We start from the raw sequence: 15454 nt of genomic DNA, 5'->3' as shown, positions 1-15454 counted from the left end.
TTTACTGAACGTTCTTCAGCTTGACCACATCACCGGAAACCGAAGTGGTGTAACCGGTCAGGACCCAGGCCCAGAACCAGTTTTCCTGGACTTGGGTGTTGATCATGGCGTCGCCGCCCTTGGCCTGGATCGCTGCGTTCTGGGCGCGCACGAAACGGTTGTTCTGGCGAATCGGGATCACGCCGAACAGCAGCAGGCCGGTGGCCTTGGCTTCACTGTGACCGACGACGGTGTATTGGCTGCTGTCGTATTGCTGGGTCTTCATCGGGGTGCCGGTGCAACCCGCCAGGACCAGGCCAAACAGTGCGCAGGCGACAACTTTGCTGAGGTGGTTCATTTGACGCTCCATGGGAAAACGCCCGGGATCCATCTCTCGGGCGGCGCGTACTCTACCCGATCAGCAACAAAATGACACAGGATAACCTGCCCGGTTTTTCGGCCTGAGGGGCTTATCACAGAGCCATCCGTCAGGTACGCCTCCAGCGAAACACGCCCTCGTCGATAACATCAAGACTACGCCACGGAAGGCTGTTTTTTGTCTTGACGGCCGCCAGATAGCGGCCGGTCCCGTTGGAGGGTTTCATCATGATTGACGTGACGGTCTGGAGCGTCACCCTGCCGGTGCAAACGCCCGCGCAGGTCGTGGCGACCAAAGCCATGCCGAGTTTGAAAAACAAGTATTTCGACAATAACGGCCAGAGGATTGTCTTCTGGGCCCCCGTCACCGGCTCTCATACCGGTAACAGCGATTACCCGCGCTCAGAACTGCGGGAAACCAGCCGGGACGGGAAACACCGCAACTGGCGCTACAACAGTGGCGTCAACACCCTCAAGGGTGAATTGACGGTCAACCAGGTGCCTTCGGAAGGCCGTGTAGTGGTGGCGCAGATTCACGCCAAGAATGCGCCGACGCCGTTGTTGAAACTGGTTTACCGCTATGCAAAGGGCACCGGCAACATTGACGTGGAATACCGGGTCAAGCCCAAGGACAAGAAAAGCCCGGTGATCTACACCGTGCCCAAGGTGCCGTTGAACAAGTCCTTCTCCTATACGCTGCAGATGGACAAGCAAGGCCAGCTCTCGGTGCTGATCGGCAACAGTGGCAAAAAGGTGAAGCTCGACAAGTCCTGGTACGGCTACGACTTCTATTTCAAGGCCGGCGTCTACACGCTGGACAACAAGGGTTACTCCAACGAAGGCGGGAAAGTGACGTACACCAAGCTGAGCGTCAGTCACAAGTGACTGACGTTCTGCCCTTGCTCATGCCTCGGACGGTGCCACGACCCCTTGCCGACCACTGAAGGTCAGCAGGAAACACACGAATACCACCAGCGCAAAACCGGCCGGGAACAGCCAGATGCTTTTCCAATCGTGCCCGCCTGCCACGACAAAGTGATCGGTCACCTGCCCCGCCACCCAGAAACCGATCAACATCCCCACGCCATAGGTCGCCAGGGTAATCAAGCCCTGGGCCGAGCTGCGCAGGTGTTTGGGCGCCTTGGCGTCGGTGTAGATCTGCCCCGAGACAAAGAAGAAGTCGTAGCAGATGCCGTGCAGGGCGATGCCGATGAACAGCATGAATGCCAGCTCACCGTTATCGCCATAGGCAAACAACACGTAGCGCAACGCCCACGCCAGCATGCCCACCAGCAACGCCAACTTGATGCCGAAGCGCTGGATGAACAGCGGCAACAGCAACATGAACAGCACCTCGGAGACTTGCCCGATGGCCATTTTCGCCGTCGGGTTGGTCATCCCGGTTTCGGCCAGGAACGGGTTGGCGTTCTGGTAATAAAACGCCAAGGGAATGCAGATCAGGATCGAGGCGATGAAGAACACCAGGTAGCTGCGATCCTTGAGCAGGCCCAACGCATCGAGCCCCAGGGACTGCTTGATGCCGCGGGTGCTCGCCTGCTCCTTGAGCGGTGCCGTGGCGGGCAGCGTGAAGCTGTAGAGCCCGAGGACCAGCGAAGCGACCGCGGCCATCAGGAAAGTATTGCGCAGGCCGCCCGCTGAGATCGACTCGCGTGAATCCCAGGCGAACGCATAGCTGATCACCACGCAGGCGAGGATCCAACCGAGGGTGCCCCAGACTCGAATCCGCGAGAATTCCAGCGCGGGGTCGCGCATCTGCCGGAAGGCCACGGAATTGACCAGGGCCAACGTCGGCATGTAGATCACCATATAAGCCAGCACGAACGGGTAGAACGCGCTGAAGTCCACCGCCGAATACAACCGGTACAACAAGACCGCGCCCACCAGGTGCAACACCGCCAGGATGCGCTCGGCGTTGAAGTAGCGATCGGCGATCAGGCCGATCACGAACGGCGCGATGATCGCGCCCCAGGACTGGGTGGCGAAGGCCCTGCCGACCTGCTCGCCGCTGGCGCCCAGGGTGTTGGACAGGAACGTGCCGAGGGTGACGAACCAGCCACCCCAGATAAAGAATTGCAGGAACATCATCGTGCTGAGGCGTGCGTACATCGTCGTCATGACCGTCACCGTCTTGTTGTTGTTTTTGTTGAAACAAAGTCGTGCGCTGCTGTTGCCGCCTGCTTTTTGTGGCCTGCTTTTGTGGCGAGGGAGCTTGCTCCCGCTCGGCCGGTCCAATGCTTCGGGCGCAGCAGTCGTAAAACCAGGCAACGCGGTCTGCCTGGAACATTGTATTTGGGGCGGCTTCGCCACCCAGCGGGAGCAAGCTCCCTCGCCACAAGGCTTCTGCGATCAGCCGTTACCCAGACAACCCCAACAACCGCCGATTGGATGCCTCATCCGCCGTGACCCCGGCAAAATCATCGAACGCCTTGGCCGTCCTGGTGATCATGTGCCGCTGGATAAACGCCGCGCCTTCGGCCGCCCCCTGTTGCGAATCCTTCAGGCAGCATTCCCATTCCAGAACCGCCCAGCCGTCGAAGCCGTATTGGGTCAGCTTGCTGAAAATCGCCTTGAAGTCGATCTGCCCATCGCCCAGGGAACGGAACCGGCCGGGGCGGTCCACCCAGCCCTGGTAGCCGCCATAGACACCGGAGCGGGCGTCGGGGCGGAATTCGGCGTCCTTGACGTGGAACATCCGGATGCGCCCGTGGTAGCGGTCGATAAAGCCCAGGTAGTCCATCTGTTGCAGCAGCAGGTGGCTGGGGTCGTAGAGAATGGCGGCCCGTGGATGATGATCGACGGCTTGCAGGAAGCGCTCGAACGAGGCGCCGTCATGCAGGTCTTCGCCAGGGTGGATCTCGTAGCACAGGTCCACGCCGGCCGCGTCGAAGCAGTCGAGGATCGGCAGCCAGCGCCGGGCCAGTTCGGCGAAACCTTGCTCGACCAGTCCTGCGGGCCGCTGCGGCCACGGGTACATGTAGGGCCACAACAAAGCTCCGGAAAACGTCGCGTGGGCCTTCAGGCCCAGGCGCTGGCTGGCGCGAGCCGCCAGTTTCAATTGCTCGATGGCCCACTCGGTGCGCGCCTGAGGCTGGCCGCGCAGGTGGGCCGGGGCGAAGTCATCGAACAGCGCGTCGAACGCCGGATGCACCGCCACCAGTTGCCCTTGCAGGTGCGTCGACAACTCGCTGATCTCGACGCCGGCCGCCGCGCAGGTGGCCGTGAGTTCATCGCAATAATCCTGGCTCTCGGCGGCCCGGGCCAGGTCGATGTAACGCGTGCCCAGGGTCGGCAATTGGATGGCCTTGTAGCCTTGCGAAGCGGCCCATCGGGCGATGTCCGCCAGGGTATCGAACGGCGCTTCATCTGACATGAACTGCGCCAGGAAGATCGCCGGCCCGCGCAGGCCGCCTGGTGTTTGGTCGTGTGTATTCACAGCTGCGACTCTCCGGTTTCCAGCGCGGTCCACTTTGTGTCGCCCCGGTGATTGATGAGGGCCGTCTCGATAAACGCCATGCCGCGCAAACCGGTCTCGATGCCGGGTACGCCAGGAACGTCCGGGCCTTCCACCCGCGCCCGAATGGCCCGCGCAAAATCGCCGTACAGGTTGGCCATCGCCTCCAGATAACCCTCCGGATGCCCCGCCGGCAGACGCATGCGCTGAGTCGCCTCCTCGCACAGCCAAGGCTGGCCGACACCCCCGCGCAGAATGCGCAGCGGTTGGTCGAAGGCGCGGTGGATCAGGCTCGACGGCTCTTCCTGGCGCCATTGCAGCGCGCCCTTGTCGCCATAGACGCGGATCTTCAGCGGGTTTTCTTCGCCGGTGCAGACCTGGCTGGCCAGCAACACGCCGGTGGCGCCGTCCTTCATCTTGAAGAGCATCGCTGCGTCATCGTCCAGCTGCCGCCCCGGAACATGGGTGCCCAGGGTGGCGCAGAGTTGCTGGATGGGTTGGTCCGCGACGAACTCCGCCAGGGAAAACGCATGGGTGCCAATGTCGCCGATGCAACCGCCCAACCCGGACTGGGCCGGATCATCGCGCCACTCGGCCTGCTTGTTGCCTTGGGCGGCGACGTCCTGGCTGAGCCAGCCTTGGGGGTACTCGACGAATACTTTGCGCACCTTGCCGATCAGGCCTGAGCGAACCATTTCACGGGCCTGCCAGACCATCGGATAACCCAGGTAGGTGTGGGCCAGGCCGTAGAGGCAACGACTGCCTTGCAACACGTCCTTGAGGGCCAATAACTGCTTGAGGTTCAGCGCGGCGGGTTTCTCGCTGAACACGTGGAAACCGGCTTTCAACGCCTGGCTGGCAATCGGTGCATGGAGGTGATTGGGCGTGACGATCACCAGCAATTCCATGCGTTGGTCCAGCGGCAGCAACGCTTCAGCGTCGAGCATCTGCTGCCAGTCGTGGTAACAACGGGACGCGGCGAGCCCCAGGGCCGCACCGGTCTGTCGATTGTTGTGAGGGTCGCGGCTGAACGCGCCGCACACCAGCTCGAAACCGCCGTCCAGGCCCGCCGCCTGGCGATGGGCCTGGCCGATGAACGCACCCTCCCCACCGCCAACGAAGCCCATTCTTATTTTGGGTGCTACAGGATTCATCGCGACTCTCTTCTGTCCGGATCGTTGATGTAACCGGTTACATCATGACGGGAATCTAGGCTCGGTTTTGCCCCGTGTCAAACCCCTTGCATCGCCGATGAGCGTTTGTCAGCTATCGAACCTGCGGTAAGCTCGCGGTCATGCCTGTTTTCAAGGCGCCGAATCGAGGTGAATTTGTCCAATATCCGTGAAGTGGCCCGGCTGGCCGGCGTGTCGGTGGCAACCGTGTCCAGAGCACTCAAGTCCCCGGAGCGGGTGCTGCCCCAGACGCGGGACAAGGTCAACGCAGCCGTGCTGCAAGCCGGTTATCGACCGAACCTGATGGCGGTGCAGTTTCGCTCCCGACGTACCGGCAACCTGGTGATCCTGGTGCCGAAAATCGCCAACACTTTCTTCGCCCGGGTTATCAGCGGCGCCCAACAAGCGGCGCAAGCGGCCGGTTATCGGCTGCTGCTGTGCGACACCCAGGGCCGCGAAGCCATCGAGCAGGAATTCGCTGCCCTGGTCTACGCCCATCAGGCCGACGGCGTGATCCAATTGCGCGCCGGCGACCCCTTCGTCTCCCTGCCTCCCGGCACCGACGCGCTACCGCTGGTCAACGCCTGCGAAGTGGTGAAGGACGCGCCCTACCCGACCATCAGCCTGGATAACCGCAGCGCGGCGCGCGCCATGACCGAGCACCTGATCGGGCTTGGCCACCGGCGCATCGGCATCATCAAAGGCCCGCGCAGCAGCCCTCTGACCCTGGACCGTGTGGCCGGTTACCAGGACGCCCTGCGCAACGCCGGTATCGCCCTTGCACCTGAACTGATCTGCCACGGGGATTTCACTCTCAAGGCCGGCTACGAAGGAGCCGGGACAATGCTCGCCTTGGCCGAACGCCCCAGCGCGCTGTTCTGCGAGAACGACGAAATGGCCATCGGCGCGCTCAAGCGCATCAAGCAGACGGGGTTGCGGGTGCCCGAGGATATTTCCCTGGTGGGTTTTGACGACATTCCGTTTGCCGCGTATTGCGACCCGCCGTTGACGACCATCTCCCAACCGGCCGAAACCTTCGGCCAGAAAGCGGTGGACATGTTGATCGCCTTGATCGAGAACAAGCCCATCACCCAGCGACACGTGCGCCTACCGTTCGAGCTGACCGTGCGCGGCAGTAGCGCGGCCCCAGGCAGCCACCTTGTTTAATCCGACATACCGTTAACTGCCTATTCGCCATCAAGCACGTTTCGACTACAGTGGGGGGACTCTGCATAAAGCCATAACAAGACGGAGAGTTCCCAATGCGAGTCAACAAGCGCTTCACCTTCCTGGCCGCCGCCGCAGCCTTGGCGGTCACCACCGCCGCTCATGCGGCTCCACCGGTGTTCATCAACATCCTGACCGGGGGCACCAGCGGAGTGTATTACCCGATCGGGGTCGGGCTTTCACAGATCTACAGCAGCGGCATCGAGGGCTCCAAAACGTCGGTCCAGGCCACCAAGGCGTCGGTGGAGAACCTCAACCTGCTGCAAGCCGGGCGCGGGGAGCTGGCGCTGGCCTTGGGCGACTCGGTCGCCGATGCGAAAAACGGCGTGGAGGATGCCGGCTTCAAGGCACCGCTCACCAAACTGCGAGCGATTGCGGGCGCCTACCCCAATTACATCCAGATCGTTGCCAGCGAGGAATCGGGGATCAAGACCCTGGCAGACCTCAAGGGCAAAACCGTCTCCGTGGGCGCGGCTAAATCCGGCACCGAACTCAACGCCCGGGCGATCTTCAAGGCGGCCGGCCTGACCTACAACGACATGAAGGTCCAATACCTGCCCTTCGCCGAGTCGGTCGACCTGATCAAGAACCGCCAACTGGACGCCACCCTGCAATCCTCTGGCCTGGGCATGGCGGCGATTCGTGACCTGGCGTCAACGATGAAGCTGAACTACGTGTCGATTCCCACCGACGTGGTGGACAAAATCGGCAACCCGGCCTACCAGAGCGCGATGATCCCCGCCAACACCTACGACGGCCAGGCTGAGGCCGTGCCCACCGTGGCCATCACCAATATCCTGGTGACACACAAGGATGTCCCGGATGAGGTGGCCTACCAAATGACCAAGCTGATGTTCGACAACCTCACCCGCCTGAGCACCTCCCATTCAGCGGCCAAGGACATCTCGCTGAAGAACGCCGCGAAGAACCTGCCGATCGCCCTGCACCCCGGTGCCGAGCGCTACTACAAGGAAGTGGGCGCGCTATAGCCCCTGGACTGCAACGGCGCTCGGCGCCGTTGCAGCATTGCGTTTCGCATCCGCAAGTCGACAACAGGCAGGCATCTCATGAGTGAAGACCAGCACGGCATCGCCACGGACCCGCGGGACTGGCCCAAGACGCTGTTCTACGTGGCGTTGCTGTTTTCCATCTTTCAAATCATCACGGCAGCCTTCTCACCAGTTTCCAGCATTGTGTTGCGGGCGGTGCATGTGGGCTTTCTGCTGTGGGTGGTGTTTCTGAGCTACCCGGCCCACGGCAAGCAAAGGCCATGGCAACCCCTGGCCTGGGCGTTGGGGCTGGCGGGGATGGCCACGGCACTCTATCAATGGGTGTTCGAGGCCGACCTGATCCAGCGCTCCGGCGACCTGACGACTGCCGACATGGTCGTCGGCGTCGTCCTGATCGTGCTGGTGTTCGAGGCGGCGCGGCGAGTGATGGGCATCGCGCTGCCGATCATCTGCGGCCTGTTCCTGGCCTATGGCCTGTTCGGCGAACACCTGCCAGGCGACCTGGCCCATCGCGGCTACGGCGTCGATCAGCTCGTCAACCAACTGTCCTTCGGCACCGAAGGGCTCTACGGCACGCCGACCTACGTATCGGCCACCTACATTTTCCTGTTCATCCTGTTTGGCGCCTTCCTGGAAAAGGCCGGCATGATCAAGCTGTTCACCGATTTCGCCATGGGCCTGTTCGGTCACAAGCTTGGCGGTCCGGCGAAGGTGTCGGTGGTGTCATCGGCGCTCATGGGCACCATCACCGGCTCGGGTATCGCCAACGTGGTGACGACCGGGCAGTTCACCATTCCGCTGATGAAACGCTTTGGCTACAAGGCGGCGTTTGCCGGCGGCGTGGAAGCGACGTCGAGCATGGGCAGCCAGATCATGCCGCCGGTGATGGGCGCGGTGGCGTTCATCATGGCCGAGACCATCAACGTGCCGTTCGTGGAAATCGCCAAGGCCGCGTTGATCCCGGCGTGCCTGTATTTCGGCTCGGTGTTCTGGATGGTTCACCTGGAAGCCAAGCGCTCCGACCTCAAGGGCCTGCCCAAGGATCAATGCCCGAGCGCCTGGGGCGCGGTCAAGGAAAGCTGGTTCCTGCTGATCCCGCTGGGGGTGCTGGTGTATCTGCTGTTTTCCGGACGCACGCCGTTGTTTTCCGGCATGGTCGGGCTGGCACTGACGGCCATCGTGATTCTCGGCTCGGCGATCATCCTCAAAGTCTCGAGCTACGCCTTGCGCTGCGCCTTCTGGGTCGCGCTGGGCATTCTGTGCGTCGGATTCTTCCGGATGGGCATCGGCATCGTGTTCGCGGTGATCGGCGTGCTGGTGGTGGCTTGCTGGTTCATGAAAGGCACTCGGGAAACCCTGGTCATCTGCCTGCACGCATTGGTGGATGGCGCTCGGCACGCCGTTCCGGTGGGGATCGCCTGCGCCTTGGTCGGCACCATCATCGCGGTGGTGTCGCTGACAGGCGTGGCGTCCACCTTCGCCGGTTACATCCTGGCGATCGGCAAGGACAACCTGTTCCTGTCGCTGCTGCTGACCATGCTCACTTGCCTGGTGCTGGGCATGGGCATCCCGACCATTCCGAACTACATCATCACCAGTTCGATTGCAGCGCCCGCGCTCCTGGAATTGGGCGTGCCGCTGATCGTGTCGCACATGTTCGTGTTCTATTTCGGCATCCTCGCCGACCTGACCCCGCCCGTGGCCCTGGCCTGCTTCGCCGCCGCGCCCATTGCCCGGGAAAGCGGCCTGAAAATCAGCTTCTGGGCGGTGCGCATCGCCCTCGCCGGCTTCGTTATTCCGTTCATGACGGTGTACAACCCGGCGCTGATGCTCCAGGGCGACAACCTGTGGATGACTGCCTACATGCTGGTCAAGACGTTGCTGGCAATCGGACTATGGGGCATGGCGTCTACCGGTTACATGCAACAGAAAATGCCCATTTGGGAGCGTCTGATGTGCTTCGCCGCCGGTGCATTGCTGGTGGTTGCCTTGCCGCTGACCGATGAAATCGGCTTCGCCCTGGGTGCGCTGTTGATCGGGCAACACCTTTGGCGCGCCCGGCGTGTCGGGCGGGCCTTGGCGTGATTGGCTTGTGCCTGGGCCTGTCCGGCGTGGTCTGGGCGCAACTCGAACTCAGCGAGTTTACGTTGGCGTGGAATCACACCATCGAGAAGATCCGCTGGGAGGAGGACTACCGGGTCAGCGAACAGGGCCTGATCCTGGGTGAGGCCAGGGTCAAGGGCAACGGCGCTGGGATGGAAATTCCCGAAGGCGCACGGCTGGAAAATGGCAGTTGGCGATATCACCGCGAACTGCCACCGCTGCAACCGTTGAAGCTCGGTCGCACGCCCCAGGCCGGTGATTATCAACTGTGTCATGCCGGCGTTTGCCAACCCATGGCGCACTGGCTGGGACCGCCCGATGCACAACAACCGGCCGTGGAATTGTGGAGCTGCCCGCAGTGATCGCTCAGTCAGCGCTGATGGAACGCCACGCCGCTTGCGCCAACAATTCCCGGTGCGCCTTCGGGCTGGAGGGCACCCGCCCCGCCAGCCATGCCCGGCAATAACTTTCAGACGCGCCGATGATCAACGAAAACATCAACTCGGCGGGATAGCGCTTGAGCGCCTCGCCCTGCTCTGCCGCGCTCAACCACTGCCAAAGCTGACCGTTGCGTGAGGTGTTGCGGCTGGCGAGTTCGTCCTTGAACGGTCCCTTGGTCACCGCAAAGCGCGCGTGATACTGGAAACGCGCCCATTCGGGTTGGCTGTCCACCCAATCGACGTAGCTATGGATCAACGCCTGCACGCCCTGCTCGGCGGTGGTTGCTTCGGACAGATATTGCTCGCGCAAACGCGCCTGATCGTCCAGGGCGGTGAAGAACAGCGCCGCCACCAAGCCTTCCTTGTTGCCGAAATGATGGTAGATGGCACCGACGCTGGTCTGGCATTCGGTGCGGATCATTTCAATGGTGGTCGCCTCGATGCCCTGCTCGTTGAACAGCGCCAGGGCCTTGCGAAAGATATCGCGCTTGAGTTCAGCCCTTCTGCCGGGGAAGGCGCGTTCGAGTAGATCTGCTGTTTCCATGCTTGGCATAACCGATTTTTTGGATGGGACCGGGCACTGGCTGCCCGTGACGAAGTGGGCACAGCTTGACAGATTCGCCGCCGACAGAATACCGTTCTGTTACAGAATATTATTCTTTATTAGAATACTATTCCGTAACCCCACTTGTCAGCGAGGCTTCACATGAATCAGGTTCTCGGTATGTTCAACAGCGCAGGTCCGGATGCTTTCAGCAAAATGGCCTGTCAGATGGCACCGTACTTTTCCACTATCAACCCGCTGGTCACAGAGTTGCGCCAAGGCGCGGCGACCGTGCAGGTGCCGTTTCGCAAGGAAATCACCAATCATCTGGGCACCGTCCACGCCATCGCCATGTGCAACGCCGCCGAGCTCGCCGCTGGCATGATGACCAACGTTTCCATCCCCGACGGCGCCCGGTGGATTCCCAAAGGCATGACCGTGCAATACCTGGCCAAGGCCAAGAGCGACGTGACGGCGGTCGCGAACGGCGACGAGGTGGACTGGCAGACCGAAGGCGACAAGGTCGTGCCGGTGGACATTCATGATGCGCAGGGCAAGAAAGTATTCACGGCGCAGATCACCATGAACGTGAAGTTGGGTTGAAATCGGGGGCGTCGGGGACGCCCTTTATCGATGAAAGCTAGATGTTCGTGGCGAGGGAGCTTGCTCCCGCTCGATTGCGCAGCAATCGCAATGGCAACTCAAGCCCCCAGCCAGTCATTGGTGGTGCCTGAGGGTCAGGCGAAGGTGGCTCCTCGGGTGTTCACGAACAGCGAGTACAGCGAGTGGCTGCCGGCCATGAACAGCCGGTTGCCCTCTCGCCCGCCAAAGCAGACGTTGGAGCAGCGTTCCGGCAACGAAATGTGCCCGATGGCCTTGCCCTCGGGATTGAATACCCGCACGCCGTCGAGTTTCTCCAGGTCGGCCTTGGGGTCGCCATTCCCGCCCCAACCGCACCAGAGGTTACCGCTCTCGTCGCACTTGATGCCGTCGATGGCCGCATAGTCGAGCCCTTCGATATGCTTGCGTCGCTCGCCCAGGGTGCCGTCGTCCTTGACCGTGATCGCCCAGACCAGACGGTTCGGCTTGGCCCGCCCTTCGACCACATAAAGGATTTTTTCATCCGGGGAAAAGCACAAGCCATTCGGCCCCGCCAAATCGTCGATCACCCGGCTGAGCTTGCCGGTCGCGCCGTCGATCCGGTACACCGCGTGGGGCTGCGCCGGGGTGACTTTATGCCCCTCATAGTTATTGCCGGTCTGGAACGGCGGGTCGGTGAACCAGATCGAGCCATCCCGCTTGCAGACGATGTCATTCGGCGAATTCAATGGCTTGCCGTCGAAACTGTCGGCCAGCACGGTGATGGTGCCGTTGTGTTCGGTACGGGTGATACGCCGCCCTTCGGTGGACGTGGTCGAGCCCTCACAGACCAGCAACCGTCCTTGGCGATCGCGGCACATGCCATTGGAGAAGTTCGAGTTCTCGCGGTACACCGACAAACCTCCGGTGACTTCGTCCCAACGCACGATGCGGTTGTTGGGGATGTCACTGACCAGCAGGTAACGACCGTCACCGATCCACACCGGCCCTTCCGCCCAGCGCAAGCCATCGGCGAGCTTCTCGACGCTGGCATTGAAGATGCGCAAGTCCATGAAGCTGGGGTCGAGGATATTGATCAGAGGGTCTGGATAGCGCTGGCTCAAAGGCGCGGCCTGGGCGAGCCCGGGAAGATTTCCCAGCGTCGCGGCGGCGGCCGAGACCACAAGGGATTTTTTCAAGAAAATCCGGCGCCCCTGATCGGCGGTTGCAGGTTGCGAAGCATCCATCGTACGTCTCCGTTAATTATTATTGGACGGGGAAGATTGTTTTACTCTCTGATAGGACATCGTACAAGGTGTAAAACACGGTGACATCATGGGACTTGCGGCCTGATCCTCGACGATGCGAAACCGCCTTGAACACGCCAGTATTACTGATCTGCACCGAATCAGGGTTTGCGCCAGGCTTGTTCGCTCCTGCCATATGGGGTAAAAATCCGACCCAGGTTGTACGACAACAAAATCAAAAAGCCCTTTGAAGGGCTTAATTCACTCCCCTTTGAGATGTCCTGCCATGACCCGCTCCACCGCCGCATCCAATACCCCTGTTCCCTTTCCCCGCCATATCGCCGTGCTTGTCTTGCTTTGCATGGGGTGCGCCTTTGCCGGCAACCATGTCGCCGCGCGGGCGGCGTTCGATGATGGCGCCGGCGTGCTGCTGGCGATCCTGCTGCGCTCGGGCGGAACGTTGCTGGTACTGGCGGCGATGGTGTTGTGGCAACGGCAAAGCCTTCGCTTGCCCGCCGGCGCCTGGCGCTGGCAGTTGCTGCTGGGCGTGCTGATCGGCGCCCAGAGCCTATGCCTGTATTCCGCCGTGGCCCGGGTTCCGGTGGCGCTGGCGCTATTGGTGGGCAACGTGTTCCCGATCCTCCTGGCCCTGTTGACTTGGGCCCTAGGCGGCCCGCGCCCCACCGCCCGGACGGCGGCACTGATGGGCATGATCCTGGTGGGTCTGGTGTTCGTGCTGGAAGTGCCGACGCGGTTGGCCTCCCAGGCAGACGTCGGCCCGCAGTGGCTGTTGGGGGTTGGCCTGGCCTTCTGCGCCGCGTGCGTCTTCGCTTGTGCGTTGTGGATCACCGATCACAAGTTGTCCCAGGTGCGCGGATCGGTGCGCAGCCTGCTGACGATTTTCATTGTATTCAGCAGCGTCAACCTCGCCGGCCTGACCGGCGCCCTGCCCGGCGGCCTCGACCTGCCCGCCAGCAGCACCGGTTGGTTCGCGCTCGCCACCCTGGTGGTGCTTTATGGGACGGGGTTCATCGTTTTGTTCATGTGCGTGCCACGCCTGGACATGCCGCGCAACGCCCCGGTGATGAACATCGAGCCGCTGGCGACACTGTTGATCGGCTGGCTGGTGCTGGACCAGATGCTCAACCCGGGGCAGATCCTGGGCGGCGCGATCGTGGTGACCGGCATCGTATTGCTGACCTGGCGCAAGGCCGAGCGGGTCAAGGCGCCGGTGGCTGCACACGATTGAACTGATTGACTGGCGCTCTAGTGCGTAGCAGGCCCAAAGAGTTTGGGCCCGCTGCGCGGTCCAGCGGGAGCAAGCTCTCTCGCCACGGGGGGGCGGTCGTTCAATCTCGAGCCGGCCGACGCACCGCCCTTACCTTGCTGCTGCCACCCCCGCCGCAGAAAAATCGGTCCGCGCCGTCGGACTCCAGCCCCGACACGCCGGCCCCCGGCGGCATCGTCACGCTTTCCAGTACTTGCGCCGTTTGCGGATCGATACGCCGCAATTCGCTATCGTCGTTTTCCCAGGTGCCATGCCACAGCTCGCCATCGACCCAAGTCACGCCCGTGACGAAACGGTTGGATTCGATCGTACGCACAATCCTGCCGTCGGCCGGATCGATCTGCAGGATCTTGCGCGCCTTGTACTGACCGACCCAGAGCGAACCTCGGCCCAGGCCAGCCCGGAGTCATCGCCACTGTTGGGGGCCGGAATCGTCGCCAGTACCTGGCCAGTGCGCGGATCGATCTTGCGGATGCTGTCGCCGGCGATCTGGAACAGATGCTGGCCATCGAACGCGGTGCCGGCGTTCGCCGGGACGTCGAGGGTTTGCACGGTTTGGCCACTGGCGGGATCGAAGGCGTGAAGCTTTTCGCCCGAGGCGAACCAGACGCGCTCGCCGTCATGGCTCACGCCGTGGACGCAATCGACGCCAGGGAACGGGCCGTATTCACGCAGGATTTGTGCCTCTGAACGTTTCATCTCACATCGCCTCATCGGTGGGTGTGCTTGCATCCTAACCATCGAACGGCAGTGCAGTGAGTAACAATACGGTCGCGAATCCGGGCATTGACGGTACTGTCCAGCGCCGGGCCCGTGCGCGACCGAACGACTGCGCCTTGCCGCAAGCAGCCAGGTTTTCCAAGGCTCGTTGCACGCTGCGCTGGCTGGTGCTCAAGGCCAGCGCCAGGGCCGAACTGGACCAGGCTTCACCATCCGCCAACAATGCCAGCACCGCCCCGTGGGGCTCCTCAACGACCCGCGCCAGGATCACGACTTCCTGGGCATGGTGTGGCGACAACCTGAAACCGCGCCGGGTTGCGACTACACCAGCCATTGGGCGCAGCGCCCCTCGCAACCGTCCCATTTCAACCCGCAACCGGGCGCGATGGGTCTCGTCCGTCAATTTCAAACCAAAGGCTTGGGTCATGAGCGCTTCCCTCGACGCATCGCCGGGCCAAGCCTGGGCCAACCCACGGGCCAGGGCAAACAGCACCGGCCGCCGTACAAGCACGACCTGGACGCCCGCGCAGCGGATACCGAACCGGCAGGCATCCACAACCAGCGCCGGGCCGGCCAGCAGCGATTGCACCTCTTCCAGCACCAGCAAACGCTCTTCGCCTCGAGCGATCAGCCGGGCTGCGGGCATACTCAGCATCCGCCAGGCGTTGTCGATTTCTCCGTTCAACGCGCTGATCCCTGTTTGTTGCGCGGCTTGCCCGGCCAGTTCCAAAGCCTCACGGGCGGTGTGCGCTTGCAGCCGTCGCATGGCAATTCCCGCAGCCACCAACTGGCACACCGCCCAGGACGCCAACGGCAAGCCGGCGGGCTCCAGGTCGATGAGCTTGAGTTGCGCCTCGTCGAGTCGACCGATCAGCAACAGGCGGCGGATCTCGATGATCCGTGCATGACCGGCGTTGGCCCGATCGCCGTGAGCTTCGAGCACCGTACGGGCGGCGTCGAGGCGTTTCGGCGGCCAGGAAAGGTCACGAGAGGCCAAGGCGATTTCACCTTCGGCCACGACACAGCGCGCCCGTGCCACGACGTCCGTGGATCCGAAGGCCGAACCTGCCCGGCGCAACAGGCCCCTGGCTTTTTCCAGGTCCCCCAACTGCGCCATGGCGATGCCGCGGAGCGCGAGGGCCGGGGCATCATTGCGCAGGGCGACACGATTGAGCGCCGCCACGGGATCACCAGCCGCCAATGCGCGCGCCGCCGCGCCAATCGCCTCATCCACGGTCAATGACCTTCATGGCAAGGGCGCTCTCTTCCACTGCCCCGCGCAGCCTGATCCCTCG

The 15454-nt window shown here is 62.4% G+C and carries 14 protein-coding genes and 1 pseudogene; 7 read left to right on the top strand and 8 right to left on the bottom strand.

The window, feature by feature from the left end; translation table 11 throughout:
* Nucleotide 1 precedes the first annotated feature (1 nt).
* On the bottom strand, nucleotides 2–337 hold the full coding sequence (locus tag J3P90_RS10260; RefSeq protein WP_420765907.1) for a hypothetical protein: 336 nt from the start codon (nucleotides 335–337) through the stop codon (nucleotides 2–4).
* A 248-nt stretch (nucleotides 338–585) separates the two neighbouring features.
* Between J3P90_RS10260 and J3P90_RS10255 the strand changes: the two genes are divergently transcribed.
* On the top strand, nucleotides 586–1242 hold the full coding sequence (locus J3P90_RS10255; RefSeq protein WP_420765906.1) for a polysaccharide lyase family 7 protein: 657 nt from the start codon (nucleotides 586–588) through the stop codon (nucleotides 1240–1242).
* An 18-nt stretch (nucleotides 1243–1260) separates the two neighbouring features.
* On the opposite strand, the gene J3P90_RS10250 is transcribed toward J3P90_RS10255, so the two are convergent.
* From J3P90_RS10250 to J3P90_RS10240, 3 genes are all read right to left on the bottom strand, one after another.
* Nucleotides 1261–2493, bottom strand: coding sequence for a nucleoside permease (locus tag J3P90_RS10250; protein WP_420765905.1), 1233 nt, complete (start codon nucleotides 2491–2493; stop codon nucleotides 1261–1263).
* Between the two features lie 238 nt (nucleotides 2494–2731).
* Nucleotides 2732–3811 (bottom strand): sugar phosphate isomerase/epimerase family protein, encoded by a 1080-nt coding sequence (locus J3P90_RS10245; protein ID WP_434676265.1) that lies wholly within the window; start codon nucleotides 3809–3811, stop codon nucleotides 2732–2734.
* A complete protein-coding gene (locus J3P90_RS10240; protein WP_434676264.1) occupies nucleotides 3808–4983 on the bottom strand; it encodes a Gfo/Idh/MocA family protein in 1176 nt (391 codons plus the stop codon). Before J3P90_RS10240 ends, J3P90_RS10245 begins: the two co-directional genes overlap by 4 nt.
* 174 nt (nucleotides 4984–5157) lie before the next feature.
* Here J3P90_RS10240 and J3P90_RS10235 point away from each other — a divergent pair, with 174 nt between their 5' ends.
* The 4 genes from J3P90_RS10235 to J3P90_RS10220 all read left to right on the top strand — a co-directional run bounded on the left by J3P90_RS10235 (nucleotide 5158) and on the right by J3P90_RS10220 (nucleotide 9703).
* Nucleotides 5158–6168 carry a LacI family DNA-binding transcriptional regulator gene (locus J3P90_RS10235; RefSeq protein WP_434676562.1) on the top strand — a complete coding sequence of 337 codons (1011 nt, stop codon included), beginning with the start codon at nucleotides 5158–5160 and terminating at the stop codon, nucleotides 6166–6168.
* Between the two features lie 95 nt (nucleotides 6169–6263).
* Entirely contained in the window at nucleotides 6264–7217 is a 954-nt protein-coding gene (locus J3P90_RS10230) for a TAXI family TRAP transporter solute-binding subunit (RefSeq protein ID WP_434676263.1), read from the top strand.
* Between the two features lie 78 nt (nucleotides 7218–7295).
* Nucleotides 7296–9323, top strand: a complete 2028-nt coding sequence (locus J3P90_RS10225; protein WP_420765901.1) for a TRAP transporter permease — start codon at nucleotides 7296–7298, stop codon at nucleotides 9321–9323.
* On the top strand, nucleotides 9320–9703 hold the full coding sequence (locus J3P90_RS10220; protein ID WP_434559553.1) for a DUF1850 domain-containing protein: 384 nt from the start codon (nucleotides 9320–9322) through the stop codon (nucleotides 9701–9703). Before J3P90_RS10225 ends, J3P90_RS10220 begins: the two co-directional genes overlap by 4 nt.
* Before the next feature lie 4 nt (nucleotides 9704–9707).
* On the opposite strand, the gene J3P90_RS10215 is transcribed toward J3P90_RS10220, so the two are convergent.
* Complete coding sequence (locus J3P90_RS10215) at nucleotides 9708–10325, bottom strand: TetR/AcrR family transcriptional regulator (protein WP_420765899.1); 618 nt, start codon at nucleotides 10323–10325, stop codon at nucleotides 9708–9710.
* A gap of 162 nt (nucleotides 10326–10487) precedes the next feature.
* On the opposite strand from J3P90_RS10215, the gene J3P90_RS10210 reads away from it, so the two are divergent.
* Nucleotides 10488–10928, top strand: a complete 441-nt coding sequence (locus J3P90_RS10210) for a hotdog fold domain-containing protein (protein WP_420765898.1) — start codon at nucleotides 10488–10490, stop codon at nucleotides 10926–10928.
* A 134-nt stretch (nucleotides 10929–11062) separates the two neighbouring features.
* Here the strand turns inward: J3P90_RS10210 and J3P90_RS10205 are convergent, their stop codons facing one another.
* Nucleotides 11063–12151 carry an SMP-30/gluconolactonase/LRE family protein gene (locus J3P90_RS10205; RefSeq protein WP_434676262.1) on the bottom strand — a complete coding sequence of 363 codons (1089 nt, stop codon included), beginning with the start codon at nucleotides 12149–12151 and terminating at the stop codon, nucleotides 11063–11065.
* A gap of 361 nt (nucleotides 12152–12512) precedes the next feature.
* On the opposite strand from J3P90_RS10205, the gene J3P90_RS10200 reads away from it, so the two are divergent.
* Complete coding sequence (locus J3P90_RS10200) at nucleotides 12513–13400, top strand: EamA family transporter (protein WP_434564123.1); 888 nt, start codon at nucleotides 12513–12515, stop codon at nucleotides 13398–13400.
* Between the two features lie 100 nt (nucleotides 13401–13500).
* Here J3P90_RS10200 and J3P90_RS10195 read toward each other — a convergent pair.
* Nucleotides 13501–14138, bottom strand: a pseudogene (locus tag J3P90_RS10195) (Vgb family protein).
* A 34-nt stretch (nucleotides 14139–14172) separates the two neighbouring features.
* The gene (locus J3P90_RS10190) at nucleotides 14173–15393 is read right to left on the bottom strand and encodes a helix-turn-helix domain-containing protein (RefSeq protein ID WP_434676261.1); all 1221 of its coding nucleotides are present in this window, start codon (nucleotides 15391–15393) and stop codon (nucleotides 14173–14175) included.
* Between the last annotated feature and the right edge of the window lie 61 nt (nucleotides 15394–15454).

It is taken from the genome of Pseudomonas sp. D3-10, from assembly GCF_051132175.1.
Taxonomy (GTDB): Bacteria; Pseudomonadota; Gammaproteobacteria; order Pseudomonadales; family Pseudomonadaceae; genus Aquipseudomonas.
This window is presented reverse-complemented; position numbering and strand designations above follow the sequence as displayed.

Excerpts from the sequence above, each read along its gene's own strand:
- J3P90_RS10260 (WP_420765907.1), bottom strand. The coding sequence starts at position 337 with ATGAACCACCTCAGCAAAGTTGTCGCCTGCGCACTGTTTGGCCTGGTC.
- J3P90_RS10255 (WP_420765906.1), top strand. The coding sequence starts at position 586 with ATGATTGACGTGACGGTCTGGAGCGTCACCCTGCCGGTGCAAACGCCC.
- J3P90_RS10250 (WP_420765905.1), bottom strand. The coding sequence starts at position 2,493 with ATGACGACGATGTACGCACGCCTCAGCACGATGATGTTCCTGCAATTC.
- J3P90_RS10240 (WP_434676264.1), bottom strand. The coding sequence starts at position 4,983 with ATGAATCCTGTAGCACCCAAAATAAGAATGGGCTTCGTTGGCGGTGGG.
- J3P90_RS10230 (WP_434676263.1), top strand. The coding sequence starts at position 6,264 with ATGCGAGTCAACAAGCGCTTCACCTTCCTGGCCGCCGCCGCAGCCTTG.
- J3P90_RS10225 (WP_420765901.1), top strand. The coding sequence starts at position 7,296 with ATGAGTGAAGACCAGCACGGCATCGCCACGGACCCGCGGGACTGGCCC.
- J3P90_RS10215 (WP_420765899.1), bottom strand. The coding sequence starts at position 10,325 with ATGGAAACAGCAGATCTACTCGAACGCGCCTTCCCCGGCAGAAGGGCT.
- J3P90_RS10210 (WP_420765898.1), top strand. The coding sequence starts at position 10,488 with ATGAATCAGGTTCTCGGTATGTTCAACAGCGCAGGTCCGGATGCTTTC.
- J3P90_RS10205 (WP_434676262.1), bottom strand. The coding sequence starts at position 12,151 with ATGGATGCTTCGCAACCTGCAACCGCCGATCAGGGGCGCCGGATTTTC.
- J3P90_RS10200 (WP_434564123.1), top strand. The coding sequence starts at position 12,513 with ATGGGGTGCGCCTTTGCCGGCAACCATGTCGCCGCGCGGGCGGCGTTC.